This window comes from Paracoccus sp. pheM1, from assembly GCF_018499825.1.
Taxonomy (GTDB): Bacteria; Pseudomonadota; Alphaproteobacteria; order Rhodobacterales; family Rhodobacteraceae; genus Paracoccus; species Paracoccus versutus.
On record NZ_JAGXCX010000001.1, the window covers coordinates 347,574 to 363,894 of the forward strand.

The following is a 16,321-nucleotide window of genomic DNA, read 5'->3' on the forward strand; positions in this document are numbered from 1 at the left end:
CACGCACCGTCAACATAAGGAGCCATGCCCATGGCAAAGGCAAAGTTTGAACGGACGAAACCGCACGTCAACATCGGGACGATTGGTCACGTTGACCACGGCAAGACGACGCTGACGGCTGCGATCACGAAGTATTTCGGTGAATTCAAGGCCTACGACCAGATCGACGGGGCTCCTGAGGAGCGTGCCCGGGGGATCACGATCTCGACCGCGCATGTGGAATACGAATCGGCCAACCGGCACTACGCGCATGTGGACTGCCCCGGCCACGCGGACTACGTGAAGAACATGATCACGGGTGCGGCGCAGATGGACGGCGCGATCCTGGTGGTGAACGCGGCCGACGGCCCGATGCCGCAGACGCGCGAGCACATCCTTCTGGGCCGCCAGGTGGGCATCCCCTACATGGTGGTGTACCTGAACAAGGTGGACCAGGTCGACGACGCGGAACTGCTGGAACTGGTCGAGATGGAGGTGCGCGAACTGCTGTCGTCCTACGACTATCCCGGCGACGACATCCCGATCATCAAGGGCTCGGCGCTGGCGGCGCTGGAAGGCCGCGACAAGGAGATCGGCGAGGATTCGATCCGCGCGCTGATCGCCGCCGTGGACGAATACATCCCGACGCCCGAGCGCGCGGTGGACCTGCCGTTCCTGATGCCGATCGAGGACGTGTTCTCGATCTCGGGCCGGGGCACGGTGGTGACGGGCCGTGTCGAGCGCGGCGCGGTGAACGTGGGCGACGAGCTTGAGATCGTCGGCATCCGCCCGACCAAGAAGACGACCTGCACCGGTGTCGAGATGTTCCGCAAGCTGCTGGACCGCGGGGAAGCCGGCGACAACATCGGCGCGCTCCTGCGCGGCGTGGAGCGCGACGGGGTGGAGCGCGGCCAGGTTCTGGCCAAGCCCGGCTCGGTGACGCCGCATACCGAGTTCGAGGCCGAGGCCTATATCCTGACCAAGGAAGAGGGTGGCCGTCACACGCCGTTCTTCGCGAACTACCGTCCGCAGTTCTACTTCCGCACGACGGACGTGACCGGGACGGTGAAGCTTCCCGAGGGCACCGAGATGGTGATGCCGGGCGACAACCTGAAGTTCACGGTCGAGCTGATCGCGCCGATCGCGATGGAGGAGAAGCTGCGCTTCGCCATCCGCGAGGGCGGCCGCACGGTCGGCGCCGGCGTGGTGTCGAAGATCCTGAAGTGATCCTTTGGGGCGGCGGCTTCCAGCCGCGGCCCTTCCGGGAGCATCGGGTGATGAGCATCGGGTGATCCCGCGAGGGATATCGCGATGAGGGGCCGCTCCGCAGGGGGCGGCCTTTTTCCTTGCCGCGGGGGTGGTGGCCGCGGGGTTGCTTGCCGGGCGCGGCTGCCGGGGCTCTGCCCCGGACCCCGGGATATTGGGGCACGAAAGAAGCAGCGCACGCCGCGCCGGGCGCTTGGAGGGGCCCTGCCGAAGGTGCCGCAAAGCGTCAGGAGGGAACAGGGATGCCCGCCGTATCGAATGCTGTCCTGATATGCGCTAGGGTCTTCTTGCGGTGAATGATTCTCCGCCTCATGACGCCCCGATACCATGCATGAGCATCCACCTTCATGGCCTGCCGATAGGCTTCTTCGTCCCAATATGGCGTAATGTCGATGCCGTTGCGTCGCAGCGTATTAAGCAGCGGATCCTTGTTATAAAAGGCAATACCGTAGGGATGGACGGGGACGCCCTGAGGGGGAGGGGCATAGCAAAGGCCTTGATGATCGGCGCGTATTCCAGCTTACGGCACCTCGGCTCCAACTGTGCCCAAGCCATCCGGGATTGTGGGCGCCGCCGAAGGACAAGGATCTTCTGGTCGACGCGTCCCAACAGCTGGCGCCCATGCATCGCCGATCCCTCGGCGAAGATCAGGAGCCGAGCGGCGGCGTAGAGCGCCATTTGCCGCATCAGTGTTTCTTTTCCTGGATCCAGGATGGCGACGCCCGCCCGCGACATGGCTTCGACCGGCGGGCGCTCTCCGGCATGGCCACGTCGTGTGCCGGGACAGATCAAGAGCGCCTTGATAGCCCGCGCAATGAGGGCAGAGTTCGGCGTGAAGATAGCTTGACCGCAGGTCGTGAACCGGATAAATCCCCGCAATCATCGCCGGTTTTCCAAGAATCGGCTTGTCAGGGCCGGGCCGCCACGCAAGGCGGCCTGCTCTTGTTTATACGGTTCGACGCTGGCGGTGCGTGGTGTGTCGTCAGCCTCTCAACTTGAACTCCCCGCAAGAGGGATGAGAATGCAAAGCCAGAATATCCGCATCCGGTTGAAGGCGTTCGATTATCGCGTCCTGGATGCCAGCACGCAGGAAATCGTCAACACCGCCAAGCGCACCGGCGCGCAGGTCCGCGGCCCGATTCCGCTGCCCAACAAGATCGAGAAATTCACCGTTCTGCGCGGTCCGCACATCGACAAGAAATCCCGCGACCAGTGGGAAATCCGCACGCACAAGCGCCTGCTGGACATCGTCGACCCGACCCCGCAGACCGTTGACGCCCTGATGAAGCTCGACCTCGCCGCCGGCGTGGATGTCGAGATCAAGGTTTAAGGAGGCCATCATGCTGCGGACTGGTGTTATCGCCAAGAAGCTGGGCATGACCCGGCTGTTCCTGGAGGACGGGCGTCAGGTGCCCGTCACCGTGTTGCACGTGGACAACGTGCAGGTCATCGCTCAGCGCACCGCCGAGAAAGACGGCTACGTGGCGCTGCAGCTCGGCGCGGGCGAGGCGAAAGCCAAGCGCACGACCGCCGCGCTGCGCGGCCATTTCGCCAAGGCGAATGTCGCGCCCAAGCGCAAGATCGCGGAATTCCGCGTCTCGGCCGAGAACCTGGTCGAGGTGGGCGAGGAGATCGTCGCCGACCACTACTTCGAGGGCCAGTATGTCGACATCGCCGGCACCTCGATCGGCAAGGGCTTTGCCGGTGCGATGAAGCGGCACAATTTCGGCGGCCTGCGCGCCTCGCACGGCGTGTCGATCAGCCACCGCTCGCACGGCTCGACCGGCCAGTGCCAGGATCCGGGCAAGGTGTTCAAGGGCAAGAAGATGGCCGGCCACCTGGGTGCCGTGCGCGTCACCACCCAGAACCTCCAGGTCGTCAAGACCGATGCCGAACGTGGCCTGATCATGGTCAAGGGCTCGGTTCCGGGCTCCAAGGGCGGCTGGGTCACGATCAAGGACGCCGTGAAGAAGCCGCTGGCCGAAAACACCGTTTTCCCGGCCGCGACCCGTTCGAAAGCTGCCCAGGCCGAGGCTGCCGCCCCTGCCGAGGCCGCTGCGCCCGAAGGAGACAACTGATGAAACTCGACGTTATCACGCTCGATGCCGGCAAGGCCGGGGACATCGACCTGAGCGATGACATCTTCGGGCTTGAACCGCGTGCGGACCTGCTGCACCGCGTCGTGCGCTGGCAGCGTGCGAAGGCGCAGGCGGGCACCCATTCGGTGCTGGGCAAGTCGGATGTCAGCTACTCGACCAAGAAGATCTATCGCCAGAAGGGCACCGGCGGCGCCCGCCACGGTTCCCGCAAGGCGCCGATCTTCCGTCACGGCGGCGTCTACAAGGGCCCGACCCCGCGCAGCCACGCCTTCGACCTGCCCAAGAAGGTTCGCGCGCTTGGCCTGAAGCACGCGCTGTCGGCCAAGGCCGCGGCGGGTGAGCTGGTCGTGGTGGAGAGCCTGAACATCGCGGAAGCCAAGACCGCGGCCGTCGCCAAGGCGGTCAAGGAAAACGGCTGGAAGCGCGTCCTGGTGATCGACGGGGCCGAGGTGAACGAGAATTTCGCCCGCGCCGCCCGCAACCTGGAAGGCGTCGATGTGCTGCCCTCGATGGGTGCCAACGTCTATGACATCCTGCGTCGCGACACGCTCGTGCTGACGCGCGCCGGTGTCGAAGCTCTGGAGGCTCGCCTGAAATGAGCGTGAAACCCGAACATTACGACGTGATCGTCAAGCCGGTCATCACCGAAAAAGCCACCCTGGTGGGCGATGCGAACGCCTATGTCTTCCAGGTGGCCAAGGAATCGACCAAGCCGGCGATCAAGCAGGCCGTCGAGGCCCTGTTCAACGTCAAGGTGAAGGCCGTGAACACGACCATCACCAAGGGCAAGACCAAGCGTTTCCGCGGCCGCCCCGGCGTCCGCTCGGACGTGAAGAAGGCCTATGTGACGCTGGAAGCTGGCAACAGCATCGACGTCTCGACCGGCCTCTGATAGAAGCCTGCGAATCGACGGCCCCGGCAGCGGGGCCGTCGCCATTTGACTGAAACGGACCTAGCTTTGGTCCAAAGCAACGGAAGACAGAAAGCATGGCACTCAAGTCGTATAAGCCGACGACGCCTGGCCAGCGTGGGCTGGTTCTGATCGACCGTTCGGAGCTTTGGAAAGGGCGCCCGGTCAAGTCCCTCACGGAGGGGCTGACCAAGAACGGCGGCCGGAACAACACCGGACGGATCACGATGCGCCGCAAGGGCGGCGGGGCGAAGCGTCTCTATCGCATCGTCGATTTCAAGCGCACCAAGTTCGATGTCCCGGCGACCGTCGAGCGGATCGAATACGACCCGAACCGCACCGCCTTCATCGCGCTGATCAAATATGAAGACGGCGAGCAGGCCTATATCATCGCGCCCCAGCGTCTGGCTGTCGGCGACAAGGTGGTGGCCGGCGCCAAGGTGGACGTGAAGCCCGGCAACGCCATGCCCTTCAGCGGCATGCCGATCGGCACCATCGTCCACAACGTCGAGCTGAAGCCCGGCAAGGGCGGCCAGATCGCCCGCTCGGCTGGCACCTATGCCCAGTTCGTCGGCCGCGACGGCGGCTATGCCCAGATCCGCCTGTCCTCGGGCGAGCTGCGCCTGGTGCGCCAGGAATGCATGGCCACCATCGGCGCCGTGTCGAATGCCGACCATTCGAACCAGAACCTCGGCAAGGCCGGCCGCAACCGGCACCTGGGCATCCGCCCGAGCGTGCGCGGCGTGGCCATGAACCCGATCGACCACCCGCATGGTGGTGGTGAAGGCCGGACTTCGGGCGGTCGTCACCCGGTTACTCCCTGGGGCAAGGGCACCAAGGGCAACCGCACCCGCACGAACAAATCGACCGACAAGTATATCCTGCGGTCGCGTCACGCGAAGAAGGGGCGTTAATCCATGGCACGTTCTGTTTGGAAGGGCCCCTTTGTCGATGCTTATGTGCTTCGCAAGGCCGAGAAAGCCCGCGAGTCCGGCAAGTCGGACGTCATCAAGATCTGGTCGCGTCGTTCGACCATTCTGCCGCAATTCGTCGGCCTGACCTTTGGCGTCTACAACGGCCAGAAGCACATCCCGGTCTCGGTGACCGAAGAGATGATCGGCCAGAAGTTCGGTGAATACTCGCCGACGCGGACCTATTACGGTCACGCCGCCGACAAGAAAGCGAAAAGGAAGTAAGCGTCATGGGTAAGGAACAAAATCCGCGCCGCGTGGCGGAGAACGAGGCGTTTGCGAAGACCAAGATGCTTCGCACCTCGCCGCAGAAGCTGAACCTGGTTGCGGCGATGATCCGCGGCAAGAAGGTGGACAAGGCCCTGGCCGACCTGACCTTCTCGTCCAAGCGCATCGCCGGCGATGTCAAGAAATGCCTGCAGTCGGCCATCGCCAACGCCGAGAACAACCATAACCTCGACGTCGACAACCTGATCGTTGCCGAGGCCTGGGTCGGCAAGAACCTGGTCATGAAGCGTGGCCGTCCGCGCGCCCGTGGTCGTTACGGCAAGATCATGAAGCCGTTTTCGGAAATCACCATCAAGGTCCGTCAGGTCGAGGCCATCGAAGCCGGGGAGCGCGCGTAATGGGTCAGAAGGTAAACCCCATCGGGATGCGTCTCCAGGTCAACCGCACCTGGGACAGCCGCTGGTATGCGGATGACAAGGATTACGGCAATCTGCTGCTGGAAGACCTGAAGATCCGCGACTTCATCCACAAGGAAGCCAAGCAGGCCGGCGTCAGCCGCGTGGTGATCGAGCGTCCGCACAAGAAATGCCGCGTGACGATCTATGCCGCGCGTCCGGGTGTCATCATCGGCAAGAAAGGCGCCGACATCGAGACCCTGCGCAAGAAGCTGGCGAACTACACCGCCTCGGAACTGCACCTCAACATCGTCGAGGTCCGCAAGCCCGAGCTGGACGCCCAGCTGGTGGCCGAGTCGATCGCCCAGCAGCTCGAGCGTCGGGTGTCGTTCCGCCGCGCCATGAAGCGCGCGGTGCAGAACGCCATGCGCATGGGCGCCCTGGGCATCCGGGTGAACGTGTCGGGCCGCCTGGGCGGCGCCGAGATCGCCCGGACCGAATGGTATCGCGAAGGCCGGGTGCCGCTGCACACGCTGCGCGCCGACATCGACTATGCGCTGTCGGAAGCCTCGACCCCCTACGGGATCATCGGGGTGAAGGTCTGGATCTTCAAGGGCGAGATCATGGAGCATGATCCGCAGGCCCGCGACCGCCGCGCGACCGAAGCGCAGGACGGCCCGTCGCCCCGCGGCCCGCGCCGTGATCGCGACCGCGACGCGCGCTAAGGAGAAGAAGCAATGCTGCAACCGAAACGGACCAAGTTCCGCAAACAGCACAAGGGCCGCATCCACGGTGAGGCCAAGGGCGGGTTCAACCTGAACTTCGGCTCCTATGCGCTGAAGGCCATCGAGCCCGAGCGCGTCACCGCGCGCCAGATCGAGGCGGCCCGCCGCGCGATCACCCGCCACATGAAGCGTCAGGGCCGGGTCTGGATCCGGATTTTCCCGGATGTGCCGGTTTCCTCGAAGCCGACCGAAGTGCGGATGGGTAAAGGCAAGGGTTCGGTGGATTACTGGGCCGCCCGCGTCCATCCCGGCCGGATCATGTTCGAGATCGACGGGGTGAACGACGTCATCGCCCGCGAGGCGCTGCGCCTGGGCGCGCAGAAGCTGCCGGTGCTGACCCGCATCGTCGCGCGCGAAGACTGGTAATTCGCCACCGCTTCCAGATTGCGCCCCGCCGCGACAGTGGCGGGGCGCTGCATTTCCGGCCTCCTCGGGACAATCGGGGTTGCCAAAATCCGGCCGAGCCTGTATGGGCAGGCCTTCATCATGAAACTCCACCGGAATCAGGGTGGCCCTGCATGGCAGGGGCTCGCCGGTGATGTTGAAAGGAAAAGGCGCATGAAAGCGCAGGAACTGAAAGACAAGACGCCCGACCAGCTGAAGGAACAGCTGCTCGCGCTGAAGAAGGAAGCGTTCAACCTGCGCTTCCAGCAGGCCACCGGCCAGCTCGAATCGACCGCCCGCATGCGCTCCGTCCGCCGCGACGTGGCCCGTGTGAAAACCATTCTGAACCAGAAAGCGGCTGAAGCCGCGGCGTCGAACTAAGGAGCCCGGTCCATGCCCAAACGCATCCTGCAAGGCAAGGTCGTCAGCGACAAGAACGAACAGACCGTCACCGTTCTGGTCGAGCGTCGCTTCAAGCATCCGCTGCTGCACAAGACCGTGCGTTCGTCCAAGAAATACCGCGCGCATGACGCGCAGAACCAGTTCAAGGTGGGTGACATCGTTCGCATCGTCGAATGCGCGCCGATCTCGAAGACCAAGCGCTGGACCGTGCTGACCGAAGCCACCGAGGTTTCGGCCTGAGGCCCAGTTTAATCGATACCCTGGGGCCGGCCCATGATCAAGGTCGTGCCGGTCCCCAAAGGTCGGGAGTAACCAAATGATCCAGATGCAGACCAATCTGGATGTCGCTGACAACTCCGGCGCACGCCGGGTGCAGTGCATCAAGGTTCTGGGTGGTTCGCACCGTCGCTATGCGTCGGTGGGCGACATCATCGTCGTCTCCGTCAAGGAAGCCATTCCGCGCGGCCGCGTGAAGAAGGGCGACGTCCGCAAGGCCGTCGTCGTGCGCACCGCGAAAGAAGTGAAGCGCGAGGACGGCACCTCGATCCGCTTCGACCGCAACGCCGCCGTCATCCTGAACAACCAGGGCGAACCGGTCGGCACCCGTATCTTCGGGCCGGTCGTGCGCGAGCTGCGGGCCAAGAACTTCATGAAGATCATCTCGCTTGCGCCGGAGGTGCTGTGATGGCTGCGAAGCTCAAGAAGGGCGACAAGGTCGTCGTGCTGACCGGCAAGGACAAGGGCAAGCAGGGCGAGATCGCCGCAGTGTTCCCGAAAGAGAACAAGGCGGTCGTTGACGGCGTCAACATCGCGATCCGTCACCAGCGCCAGACCCAGACGAGCCAGGGCGGCCGCGTGGCCAAGGCCATGCCGATCGACCTGTCGAACCTGGCGCTGCTGGACAAGAACGGCAAAGCGACCCGCGTCGGCTTCCGCGTGGAAGACGGCAAGAAGGTCCGTTTCGCCAAGACCACGGGAGACGTGATCTGATGCTGGACCAAGCCAATTACACCCCGCGCCTCAAGTCGCTCTACAAGGACCAGATCCGCGCCGCGCTCAAGGAAGAGTTCGGCTACAAGAACGACATGCAGATCCCGCGCCTGGACAAGATCGTCCTGAACATGGGCATCGGCGAGGCCGTCAAGGACACCAAGAAGGTCAAGCAGGGCGCCGAGGAACTGTCGCTGATCGCAGGCCAGAAAGCCGTCATCACCAAGGCCAAGAAGTCGATCGCCGGCTTCCGCGTCCGGGAAGAGATGCCGCTGGGCTGCAAGGTCACGCTGCGCGGCGACCGGATGTATGAATTCCTGGATCGCCTGGTCAACATCGCGCTGCCCCGCGTCCGCGACTTCCGCGGCGTCAAGGGCACGGCTTTCGACGGCCGCGGCAACTACGCCATGGGCCTGAAGGAGCATATCGTGTTCCCGGAAATCAACTTCGACAAGGTCGACGAAGTTCTGGGGATGGACATCATCATCTGCACCACCGCGCGGACCGACGCGGAAGCGAAGTCGCTGCTGAAGGCATTCAACATGCCTTTCAACGGCTGATCGCGGAGGGAAGAAGATATGGCAAAGAAATCCATGGTCGAGCGCGAGAAGAAGCGCGAGCGTCTGGTTCAGAAATACGCCGCCAAGCGCGCCGCGCTGAACGAGATCGTCCACGATCAGTCCCGTCCGATGGAAGAGCGCTTCAAGGCCAGCCTGAAACTGGCCGAACTGCCGCGCAACTCCTCGGCCACGCGTCTGCACAACCGGTGCCAACTGACCGGCCGTCCGCATGCGTATTACCGTAAACTGAAACTGTCGCGGATCATGCTGCGCGAGCTTGGCTCGTTCGGCCAGATCCCCGGCATGGTCAAATCCAGCTGGTAAGGGGGCAATATGTCGATGAACGATCCTCTCGGCGATATGCTGACCCGCATCCGCAACGCGCAGATGCGCGGCAAATCGACCGTCCGCACTCCGGCCTCCAAGCTGCGCGCCTGGGTCCTGGACGTGCTGAAAGCCGAAGGTTACATCCGCGGCTATGAAGAAACCACGACCGAAGCCGGTCACAAGGAACTGGAAATCAGCCTGAAGTACTACGAAGGCACTCCGGTCATCCGCGAACTGGCCCGTGTGTCGAAACCCGGCCGCCGCGTTTACGCCGGCGCCAAGGAAATCCCGATGGTCCGCAACGGCCTGGGCGTTTCCATCGTCTCGACGCCGAAAGGCGTCATGTCGGACGCAGCGGCTCGCAACGCCAATGTTGGCGGCGAAGTCCTCTGCACCGTGTTCTAAGGAGGGCAGAGATGTCTCGGATTGGTAAGAAACCGGTCGCCCTCCCCAAGGGCGTGACGGCCGAAATCAAGGGCCAGACGATCGAGGTGAAGGGGCCGAAAGGCGCCCGCACGTTCACCGCGACCGACGACGTGACCCTGTCGGTGGAAGAAGGTTCGGTCAAGGTGACGCCGCGCGGCACCTCGAAGCGCGCCCGCCAGCAGTGGGGCATGACCCGCTCGATGGTCGAGAACCTGACCGTCGGCGTGTCGGAAGGCTTCAAGAAAGAGCTCGAGATCCAGGGCGTGGGTTATCGCGCCACCATGCAGGGCAAGACCCTGAAGCTGGCTCTGGGCTATTCGCATGACGTGAACTTCGAAGCGCCGGACGGTGTGACGATCACCTCGCCGAAGCAGACCGAGATCGTGGTGGAAGGCATCGACCAGCAGCTGGTCGGCCAGGTCGCCGCGAACATCCGCGAGTGGCGCCGCCCCGAGCCCTACAAGGGCAAGGGCATCCGCTACAAGGGCGAGGTCGTCTTCCGCAAGGAAGGCAAGAAGAAGTAAGGGGCGCGAGAAATGGCACTGAACAAGAGAGAGCTGTTCCTGAAGCGCCGCCTGCGCGTGCGGAACAAACTGCGGAAGATCTCGGACGGCCGTCCGCGGCTGTCCGTCCACCGTTCTTCCAAGAACATCAGCGTCCAGGTGATCGACGACGTGAAGGGGGTCACCCTGGCCGCCGCCTCGTCGCTCGAGAAGGATCTGGGCGTGGTCGGCAAGAACAACGTCGAGGCCGCGGCCAAGATCGGCGCGGCCATTGCGGAACGCGCGAAGAAGGCCGGTGTCGAAGAGGTGATCTTCGACCGTGGCGGCTTCCTGTTCCACGGCAAGATCAAGGCGCTTGCCGATGCGGCCCGCGAAGGCGGCCTGAAGTTCTGACGAATGCGGGTGGCGGCAGCGCCACCCCGATGATCCGGGGGCCGTCCGATCCGTCGGCGGCCCACCAGGATTGGCTTCAACGGCGCGGAACGCGCGCCAGCGTATGAGGAATGCCTTATGGCAGAACGTGAAAACCGTCGGGGTCGCCGCGAAGAGCGCGAGGAAACCCCGGAATTCGCCGACCGTCTGGTCGCGATCAACCGCGTGTCGAAAACCGTCAAGGGCGGCAAGCGCTTCGGCTTCGCCGCTCTGGTGGTCGTCGGCGACCAGCGTGGCCGCGTCGGCTTCGGCAAGGGCAAGGCCAAGGAAGTGCCCGAGGCGATCCGCAAGGCGACCGAGCAGGCCAAGCGCTCGCTGGTTCGCGTGCCGCTGCGCGATGGCCGCACGCTGCATCACGACATCGAGGGCCGTCATGGCGCCGGCCGGGTGGTGATGCGGACCGCGGTTCCGGGGACCGGCATCATCGCCGGCGGCCCGATGCGCGCCGTGTTCGAGATGCTGGGCGTCCAGGACGTCGTGGCCAAGTCGCTGGGGTCGCAGAACCCCTACAACATGATTCGCGCCACCATCGACGGTCTCAAGAAGGAAGCCTCGCCCCGCAACGTCGCGCAGCGCCGCGGCAAGAAGGTGGCCGAGATCCTGCCGTCCAACGACAAGCCGGCCGAAGCCGCCGTCGAAGCGTAAGGAGACAGGCATATGGCTAAAACCATCGTCGTGAAGCAGATCGGCTCGCCGATCCGCCGCCCGGCCGTCCAGCGCGAGACGCTGAAGGGCCTGGGCCTGAACAAGATGAACCGCACCCGCGAGCTGGAAGATACCCCGGCCGTGCGCGGCATGGTCGCCAAGATCCCGCATCTGGTGACCATCGTGGAAGAGCGCGGCTGATCCCGCCACGCCCTTCCCAGGCATTGCATCGAAAACGCCCCGGAGCAGCTCCGGGGCGTTTTTTCTTGGCCGGTTAACCCTTTGCTAACGGCTTGTCCCTAGGCTGCCGCCAGGACCGCGCCCGCAGGAAAGGAGCCAGATGTGCCGCGCCCCCTGCTCTGCCTTGCGCTTGCCGTCCTGCTGCTGGCCGGCGCGGCCTCGGCCAGTCCCTGGCCGCGGGCGGTGAATGGCGTGTTCCTGGCGCTGTCGGGCGAACGCGACGCCGCCGGGCACAGCTATGCCGGGCTTTACGCTGAACTGGGGCGTCGGCCGCGGCTGACGGTCGGGGTCGAACTGGGCCGCTCCAGCGCCGGCGAGACCAGCAGCCTGGTCTGGCTGCAGCGCGCGCTGGACCGGGGCAGGGGGCCGGACCGCTGGGTCGCCTCGTTGGGCCTGGGTGCGGTGGAACGTCGCGGCCAGCCGATGCCGGTGGCCCAGGCCGCGCTGGGTTGGGGCAGGGTTTTTGACGACCTGCCCTTGCTGCGGCACGTTCGGGGCGGGGGCTGGGTATCGGCCGAGCTGCGCCACAAGCTGGCGGGCGCGCTCAGGGATGAAGAGGAAATGGCTGCGCTGGCCGCTCGGGGTGCCAGCGCGCTGAGCTATCTGACGGCCGAGGCGACGACCAAGGCCGAGGTGACGGTGGGGTGGCACATGACCGAGGCGCTGATGCTGATCCATCAGCTGCGGCTGGAGGATCGCGAGGACACCGGCTTTTCCGCCAAGCTCGCGGTCTCGGCGGTGCGCGACCTGTTCGGGCCTGCGAAGCTGGAACTGGGCCTGGTCGAGCCGCTGTCGGGACCGGGCGAGCGCGCGGTCAGGCTGGGGCTGTGGGTGGAGTTCTGAGACGGCCCGGGCCCGCGCAACGGGCTGGCCGCGGCGCTGAGCGGGCGATGGGCTTGCCGGAGCGGCGGGGCGCGGGCGCTTCGGCCATGCCAACTTGACCCAGCCGTGAACAGCCGATAGAAGCCGCCGGTGTTCCGTTGGGATCACGACTCGAACAAGCAAGAAACGCCGCGTTCGCCCCCTTTCGCTTCATGGGGCGTTTCCGGCCAAGGAGAAGCGACATGAAACTGCATGAACTGCACGACAATCCCGGCGCCAACCGCAAGAAAAAGCGCGTGGCGCGCGGCCCCGGCTCGGGCAAGGGCAAGACCGCCGGCCGTGGTATCAAGGGCCAGACCTCGCGTTCGGGCGTGGCGCTGAACGGCTATGAAGGCGGCCAGATGCCGCTGTATCGCCGCCTGCCCAAGCGTGGCTTCAGCAAGCCGAATCGCCTGGAATTCGCGGTGGTGAACCTGGGCCAGCTGCAGGCCTTCGTCGAAGCGGGCAAGCTGGATGCGAAAGCCGACGTGACCGAGGACGCGCTGGTCGCCGCCGGCGTCATCCGCCGCAAGCTGGACGGCGTGCGCGTGCTGGCCAAGGGCGAGATCAAGGCCGCGCTGAACCTGACCGTGGCCGGTGCGTCGAAAGCCGCGGTCGAGGCCATCGAGAAGGCCGGCGGCAAGATCACCGTCACCCGCCCGGCCAAAGAAGCAGCCGCGGCCGAATAAGTTGTTGAAGGGCGCGCCCGCGCCCCATAGATAGCTGTCAAGTTTTCCAGGCGCCGCGGGATCGGGAAACGATCCGGCGGCGCTGCCACGAAGGGGCACAAGCATGGCGTCAGCCGCAGAACAGATGGCCGCGAACCTTTCCTGGGGCGCGCTCGGCAAGGCGACCGAGTTGCGCCAGAGGATCTGGTTCACGCTCGGACTTCTCATCATCTATCGTCTCGGCACCTATATCCCGGTGCCTGGCATCGACGGCGCCGCGCTGCGCAACTTCATGGAGCAGGCCCAGGCCGGCATCGGCGGCATCCTGTCGATGTTCACCGGCGGCGCCCTGGGGCGGATGGGCGTCTTCGCGCTCGGCATCATGCCCTATATCTCGGCCTCGATCATCGTGCAGTTGCTGGCCTCGATGGTGCCGGCGCTGGAGCAGCTGAAGAAAGAGGGCGAGCAGGGCCGCAAGAAGATCAACCAGTATACCCGCTACGGCACGGTGGCGCTGGCGCTGTTCCAGGCCTGGGGCCTGGCCGTCAGCCTGGAACACGGCAACCTGGCGCATGAGCCGGGGATGTTCTTCCGCGCCTCGGTGGTCATCACCCTGGTCGGCGGCACCATGTTCCTGATGTGGCTGGGCGAGCAGATCACCGCCCGCGGCATCGGCAACGGCATCTCGCTGATCATCTTCGTCGGCATCGTGGCCGAGATCCCCGGCAGCCTGGCGCAGTTCCTGGCGCAGGGCCGTTCGGGCGCCGTCTCGACCCCGGTGATTCTGGGCGTGATCCTCATGGTCGCCGCGGTGATCGCCTTCGTGGTGTTCATGGAGCGCGCGCTGCGCAAGATCCACATCCAGTATCCGCGCCGCCAGGTCGGGATGAAGGTCTATGACGGCCAATCGTCGCACCTGCCGATCAAGGTGAACCCGGCTGGGGTGATCCCGGCGATCTTCGCCAGCTCGCTTCTGCTGCTGCCGGTGACGATCTCGACCTTCTCGGGCAACCAGACCGGCCCGATCATGTCCACGATCCTGGCCTATTTCGGCCCCGGCCAGCCGCTCTACCTGCTGTTCTTCGCGGCGATGATCGTGTTCTTCACCTATTTCTACACCTTCAACGTCAGCTTCAAGACCGAGGACGTGGCCGAGAACCTGAAGAACCAGGGCGGCTTCATCCCCGGCATCCGGCCCGGCAAGCGCACCGAGGATTACCTGACCTATGTGGTGACGCGGGTGCTGGTGATCGGCTCGGCCTACCTGGCCTTCGTCTGCCTTCTGCCCGAGATCATCCGCGACCAGCTGGCGATCCCGTTCTATTTCGGCGGGACTTCGGTGCTGATCGTGGTCAGCGTCGTCATGGACACGATCAACCAGGTGCAAAGCCACTTGCTCGCCCATCAATACGAAGGTTTGATCGAGAAATCGCAACTGCGCGGCAAGCGCGGCAAGGCCGGGGCGGCGGCCAAGCCGCGCAAGGCGCCGGCGCGCCGTTAAGGGGTAAACCCACCAAAAAGGGTAGGAGAGGGACGACGACATGGCGATCAACATCATTCTGCTGGGCCCGCCCGGCGCAGGCAAAGGCACCCAGGCCCGGCGGCTGATCGAGGAGCGCGGGCTCGTCCAGCTCTCGACCGGCGACATGCTGCGCGAGGCCCGCAACTCGGGCACCGAGATGGGCAAGCGCGTGGCCGAGGTGATGGACCGCGGCGAGCTGGTGACGGACGAGATCGTCATCGGCCTGATCCGCGAAAAGCTGGGGCAGGGCGGCAAGGGCTTCATCTTCGACGGCTTCCCGCGCACCCTGGCGCAGGCCGACGCGCTGCAGGCGCTGATGGCCGAGATGGACCAGCGCATCGATGCCGTGATCGAGATGCGGGTGGACGATGCGGCGCTGGTCTCGCGCATCTCGGGCCGCTTCACCTGCGGCAATTGCGGCGAGGTCTATCACGACGTGACCAAGCCGACCAAGGAGCCGGGCAAATGCGACGTCTGCGGCTCGACCGACCTGCGCCGCCGGGCCGACGACAACGAGGAAAGCCTCAAGACCCGGCTGATGGAATATTACAAGAAGACCTCGCCGCTGATCGGCTATTACTATGTCAAGGGCAACCTGAACCCGGTGGATGGCCTGGCCGAGATCGACGAGGTGGCCGCCCAGGTCGCCAAGGTGATGGACAAGATCCCGTCCTAGGCTTGACCTCGGACGGCGAATCCCTTATTTCGCAGCATCTCGCAAGAGAATCACCCGGATGTCCTGGGTGTCGCTTCAAGGCCCGGAGGCTTGGCTTTCGGGTCTTTGGTTGTGAAAAAAGGTTCCGGCGCTACGGAACCGCAACATGGAAAAGGAAACACGCGTGGCTCGTATTGCTGGCGTCAACATTCCGACCGGGAAACGCGTCCCGATCGCCCTGACCTATATCCACGGGATCGGCTCGAAATTCGCCGACGAGATCGTCACCGCCGTCGGCATCGACCCGACCCGCCGCGTGAACGAGCTCTCGGATGCCGAAGTCCTGAAGATCCGCGAATACATCGACGCCAACTATACCGTCGAAGGCGACCTGCGCCGCGAGACGCAGATGAACATCAAGCGCCTGATGGACCTGGGTTCCTATCGTGGCCTGCGCCACCGTCGCGGCCTGCCGGTCCGCGGCCAGCGCACCCACACCAATGCCCGCACCCGCAAGGGCCCGGCGAAGCCCATCGCCGGCAAGAAGAAGTAAGGGGGAACGGACATGGCACGCGATAAAACCCGTATCAAGCGCAAGGAACGCAAGAACATCGCCACCGGCGTGGCGCATGTGAACTCGTCCTTCAACAACACCAAGATCCTGATCTCGGACGTGCAGGGCAATGCGATCTCGTGGTCGTCGGCCGGCACCATGGGCTTCAAGGGCTCGCGCAAATCGACCCCCTACGCCGCGCAGATGGCCGCCGAAGACGCCGGCAAGAAGGCGCAGGAACACGGCGTCCGCACGCTGGAAGTCGAAGTGCAGGGCCCCGGCTCGGGTCGCGAATCGGCGCTGCGCGCGCTGGCCGCGGTCGGCTTCAACATCACGGCGATCCGTGACGTGACCCCGATCGCGCATAACGGCTGCCGCCCGCCGAAGCGCCGCCGGGTCTGATCCTTTGGGATTTTGACGCGTCCTGCGCGGGGCTGTCCCGTGCGGGGCGCGCTTTACGCATTTCACCTCGGGCGTTTCCGGCCACGGTCATGGGGCGGGAACTGGTATGGAGGCAAAC

General features: G+C 64.8%; 27 protein-coding genes. All 27 read left to right on the forward strand.

Annotated elements, in window-relative coordinates:
- Positions 1-30 precede the first annotated feature (30 nt).
- The 27 genes from tuf to rpsK all read left to right on the forward strand — a co-directional run bounded on the left by tuf (position 31) and on the right by rpsK (position 16,203).
- The gene (tuf, locus tag KF941_RS01795) at positions 31-1,206 is read left to right on the forward strand and encodes an elongation factor Tu (protein ID WP_036754146.1); all 1,176 of its coding nucleotides are present in this window, start codon (positions 31-33) and stop codon (positions 1,204-1,206) included.
- A gap of 1,060 nt (positions 1,207-2,266) precedes the next feature.
- Positions 2,267-2,575 carry a 30S ribosomal protein S10 gene (rpsJ, locus tag KF941_RS01800; protein ID WP_010400227.1) on the forward strand — a complete coding sequence of 103 codons (309 nt, stop codon included), beginning with the start codon at positions 2,267-2,269 and terminating at the stop codon, positions 2,573-2,575.
- A 10-nt stretch (positions 2,576-2,585) separates the two neighbouring features.
- Positions 2,586-3,323, forward strand: a complete 738-nt coding sequence (rplC, locus tag KF941_RS01805; RefSeq protein ID WP_214272411.1) for a 50S ribosomal protein L3 — start codon at positions 2,586-2,588, stop codon at positions 3,321-3,323.
- A complete protein-coding gene (gene rplD / locus KF941_RS01810) occupies positions 3,323-3,943 on the forward strand; it encodes a 50S ribosomal protein L4 (protein WP_036754151.1) in 621 nt (206 codons plus the stop codon). Before rplC ends, rplD begins: the two co-directional genes overlap by 1 nt.
- Positions 3,940-4,236, forward strand: coding sequence for a 50S ribosomal protein L23 (locus KF941_RS01815; RefSeq protein WP_024844053.1), 297 nt, complete (start codon positions 3,940-3,942; stop codon positions 4,234-4,236). The genes rplD and KF941_RS01815 overlap by 4 nt, the downstream gene beginning before the upstream one ends.
- A 95-nt stretch (positions 4,237-4,331) precedes the next feature.
- The gene (gene rplB, locus KF941_RS01820) at positions 4,332-5,168 is read left to right on the forward strand and encodes a 50S ribosomal protein L2 (protein ID WP_036754154.1); all 837 of its coding nucleotides are present in this window, start codon (positions 4,332-4,334) and stop codon (positions 5,166-5,168) included.
- A 3-nt stretch (positions 5,169-5,171) separates the two neighbouring features.
- Entirely contained in the window at positions 5,172-5,450 is a 279-nt protein-coding gene (rpsS, locus tag KF941_RS01825; RefSeq protein WP_010400236.1) for a 30S ribosomal protein S19, read from the forward strand.
- Between the two features lie 5 nt (positions 5,451-5,455).
- Positions 5,456-5,851, forward strand: a complete 396-nt coding sequence (rplV, locus tag KF941_RS01830; RefSeq protein ID WP_024844055.1) for a 50S ribosomal protein L22 — start codon at positions 5,456-5,458, stop codon at positions 5,849-5,851.
- Positions 5,851-6,573: a 30S ribosomal protein S3 gene (rpsC, locus tag KF941_RS01835; protein WP_036754157.1), complete on the forward strand. Its 723-nt coding sequence runs from the start codon at positions 5,851-5,853 to the stop codon at positions 6,571-6,573. Before rplV ends, rpsC begins: the two co-directional genes overlap by 1 nt.
- 12 nt (positions 6,574-6,585) lie before the next feature.
- A complete protein-coding gene (gene rplP, locus KF941_RS01840; RefSeq protein ID WP_036754161.1) occupies positions 6,586-6,999 on the forward strand; it encodes a 50S ribosomal protein L16 in 414 nt (137 codons plus the stop codon).
- A 192-nt stretch (positions 7,000-7,191) separates the two neighbouring features.
- Positions 7,192-7,398, forward strand: coding sequence for a 50S ribosomal protein L29 (gene rpmC, locus KF941_RS01845; RefSeq protein WP_036754163.1), 207 nt, complete (start codon positions 7,192-7,194; stop codon positions 7,396-7,398).
- A gap of 12 nt (positions 7,399-7,410) precedes the next feature.
- Positions 7,411-7,659, forward strand: a complete 249-nt coding sequence (rpsQ, locus tag KF941_RS01850) for a 30S ribosomal protein S17 (RefSeq protein ID WP_036754166.1) — start codon at positions 7,411-7,413, stop codon at positions 7,657-7,659.
- Positions 7,660-7,735: 76 nt separating this feature from the next.
- Complete coding sequence (rplN, locus tag KF941_RS01855) at positions 7,736-8,104, forward strand: 50S ribosomal protein L14 (RefSeq protein WP_010400243.1); 369 nt, start codon at positions 7,736-7,738, stop codon at positions 8,102-8,104.
- Entirely contained in the window at positions 8,104-8,409 is a 306-nt protein-coding gene (gene rplX, locus KF941_RS01860) for a 50S ribosomal protein L24 (RefSeq protein WP_036754169.1), read from the forward strand. The genes rplN and rplX overlap by 1 nt, the downstream gene beginning before the upstream one ends.
- Complete coding sequence (gene rplE, locus KF941_RS01865) at positions 8,409-8,969, forward strand: 50S ribosomal protein L5 (protein ID WP_036754171.1); 561 nt, start codon at positions 8,409-8,411, stop codon at positions 8,967-8,969. Before rplX ends, rplE begins: the two co-directional genes overlap by 1 nt.
- A gap of 18 nt (positions 8,970-8,987) precedes the next feature.
- The gene (gene rpsN / locus KF941_RS01870; protein ID WP_024844062.1) at positions 8,988-9,293 is read left to right on the forward strand and encodes a 30S ribosomal protein S14; all 306 of its coding nucleotides are present in this window, start codon (positions 8,988-8,990) and stop codon (positions 9,291-9,293) included.
- A 9-nt stretch (positions 9,294-9,302) separates the two neighbouring features.
- Positions 9,303-9,701: a 30S ribosomal protein S8 gene (gene rpsH / locus KF941_RS01875; protein WP_114535287.1), complete on the forward strand. Its 399-nt coding sequence runs from the start codon at positions 9,303-9,305 to the stop codon at positions 9,699-9,701.
- Between the two features lie 11 nt (positions 9,702-9,712).
- Positions 9,713-10,246: a 50S ribosomal protein L6 gene (gene rplF, locus KF941_RS01880; protein ID WP_214272412.1), complete on the forward strand. Its 534-nt coding sequence runs from the start codon at positions 9,713-9,715 to the stop codon at positions 10,244-10,246.
- Between the two features lie 12 nt (positions 10,247-10,258).
- Positions 10,259-10,618 carry a 50S ribosomal protein L18 gene (gene rplR, locus KF941_RS01885; protein ID WP_036754177.1) on the forward strand — a complete coding sequence of 120 codons (360 nt, stop codon included), beginning with the start codon at positions 10,259-10,261 and terminating at the stop codon, positions 10,616-10,618.
- Positions 10,619-10,735: 117 nt separating this feature from the next.
- On the forward strand, positions 10,736-11,302 hold the full coding sequence (gene rpsE, locus KF941_RS01890) for a 30S ribosomal protein S5 (RefSeq protein WP_036754180.1): 567 nt from the start codon (positions 10,736-10,738) through the stop codon (positions 11,300-11,302).
- A gap of 12 nt (positions 11,303-11,314) precedes the next feature.
- Positions 11,315-11,503: a 50S ribosomal protein L30 gene (gene rpmD / locus KF941_RS01895; RefSeq protein ID WP_036754182.1), complete on the forward strand. Its 189-nt coding sequence runs from the start codon at positions 11,315-11,317 to the stop codon at positions 11,501-11,503.
- 141 nt (positions 11,504-11,644) lie between these two features.
- Positions 11,645-12,385 (forward strand): hypothetical protein, encoded by a 741-nt coding sequence (locus KF941_RS01900; protein WP_214272413.1) that lies wholly within the window; start codon positions 11,645-11,647, stop codon positions 12,383-12,385.
- A 221-nt stretch (positions 12,386-12,606) separates the two neighbouring features.
- Positions 12,607-13,092: a 50S ribosomal protein L15 gene (gene rplO / locus KF941_RS01905; RefSeq protein ID WP_214272414.1), complete on the forward strand. Its 486-nt coding sequence runs from the start codon at positions 12,607-12,609 to the stop codon at positions 13,090-13,092.
- A gap of 103 nt (positions 13,093-13,195) precedes the next feature.
- Positions 13,196-14,572, forward strand: coding sequence for a preprotein translocase subunit SecY (gene secY / locus KF941_RS01910; protein ID WP_072462396.1), 1,377 nt, complete (start codon positions 13,196-13,198; stop codon positions 14,570-14,572).
- A 40-nt stretch (positions 14,573-14,612) separates the two neighbouring features.
- Positions 14,613-15,269 carry an adenylate kinase gene (locus tag KF941_RS01915; RefSeq protein WP_036754188.1) on the forward strand — a complete coding sequence of 219 codons (657 nt, stop codon included), beginning with the start codon at positions 14,613-14,615 and terminating at the stop codon, positions 15,267-15,269.
- 163 nt (positions 15,270-15,432) lie between these two features.
- Positions 15,433-15,801, forward strand: a complete 369-nt coding sequence (rpsM, locus tag KF941_RS01920) for a 30S ribosomal protein S13 (protein WP_036754304.1) — start codon at positions 15,433-15,435, stop codon at positions 15,799-15,801.
- Between the two features lie 12 nt (positions 15,802-15,813).
- Entirely contained in the window at positions 15,814-16,203 is a 390-nt protein-coding gene (gene rpsK / locus KF941_RS01925) for a 30S ribosomal protein S11 (protein WP_011747123.1), read from the forward strand.
- Positions 16,204-16,321 lie beyond the last annotated feature (118 nt).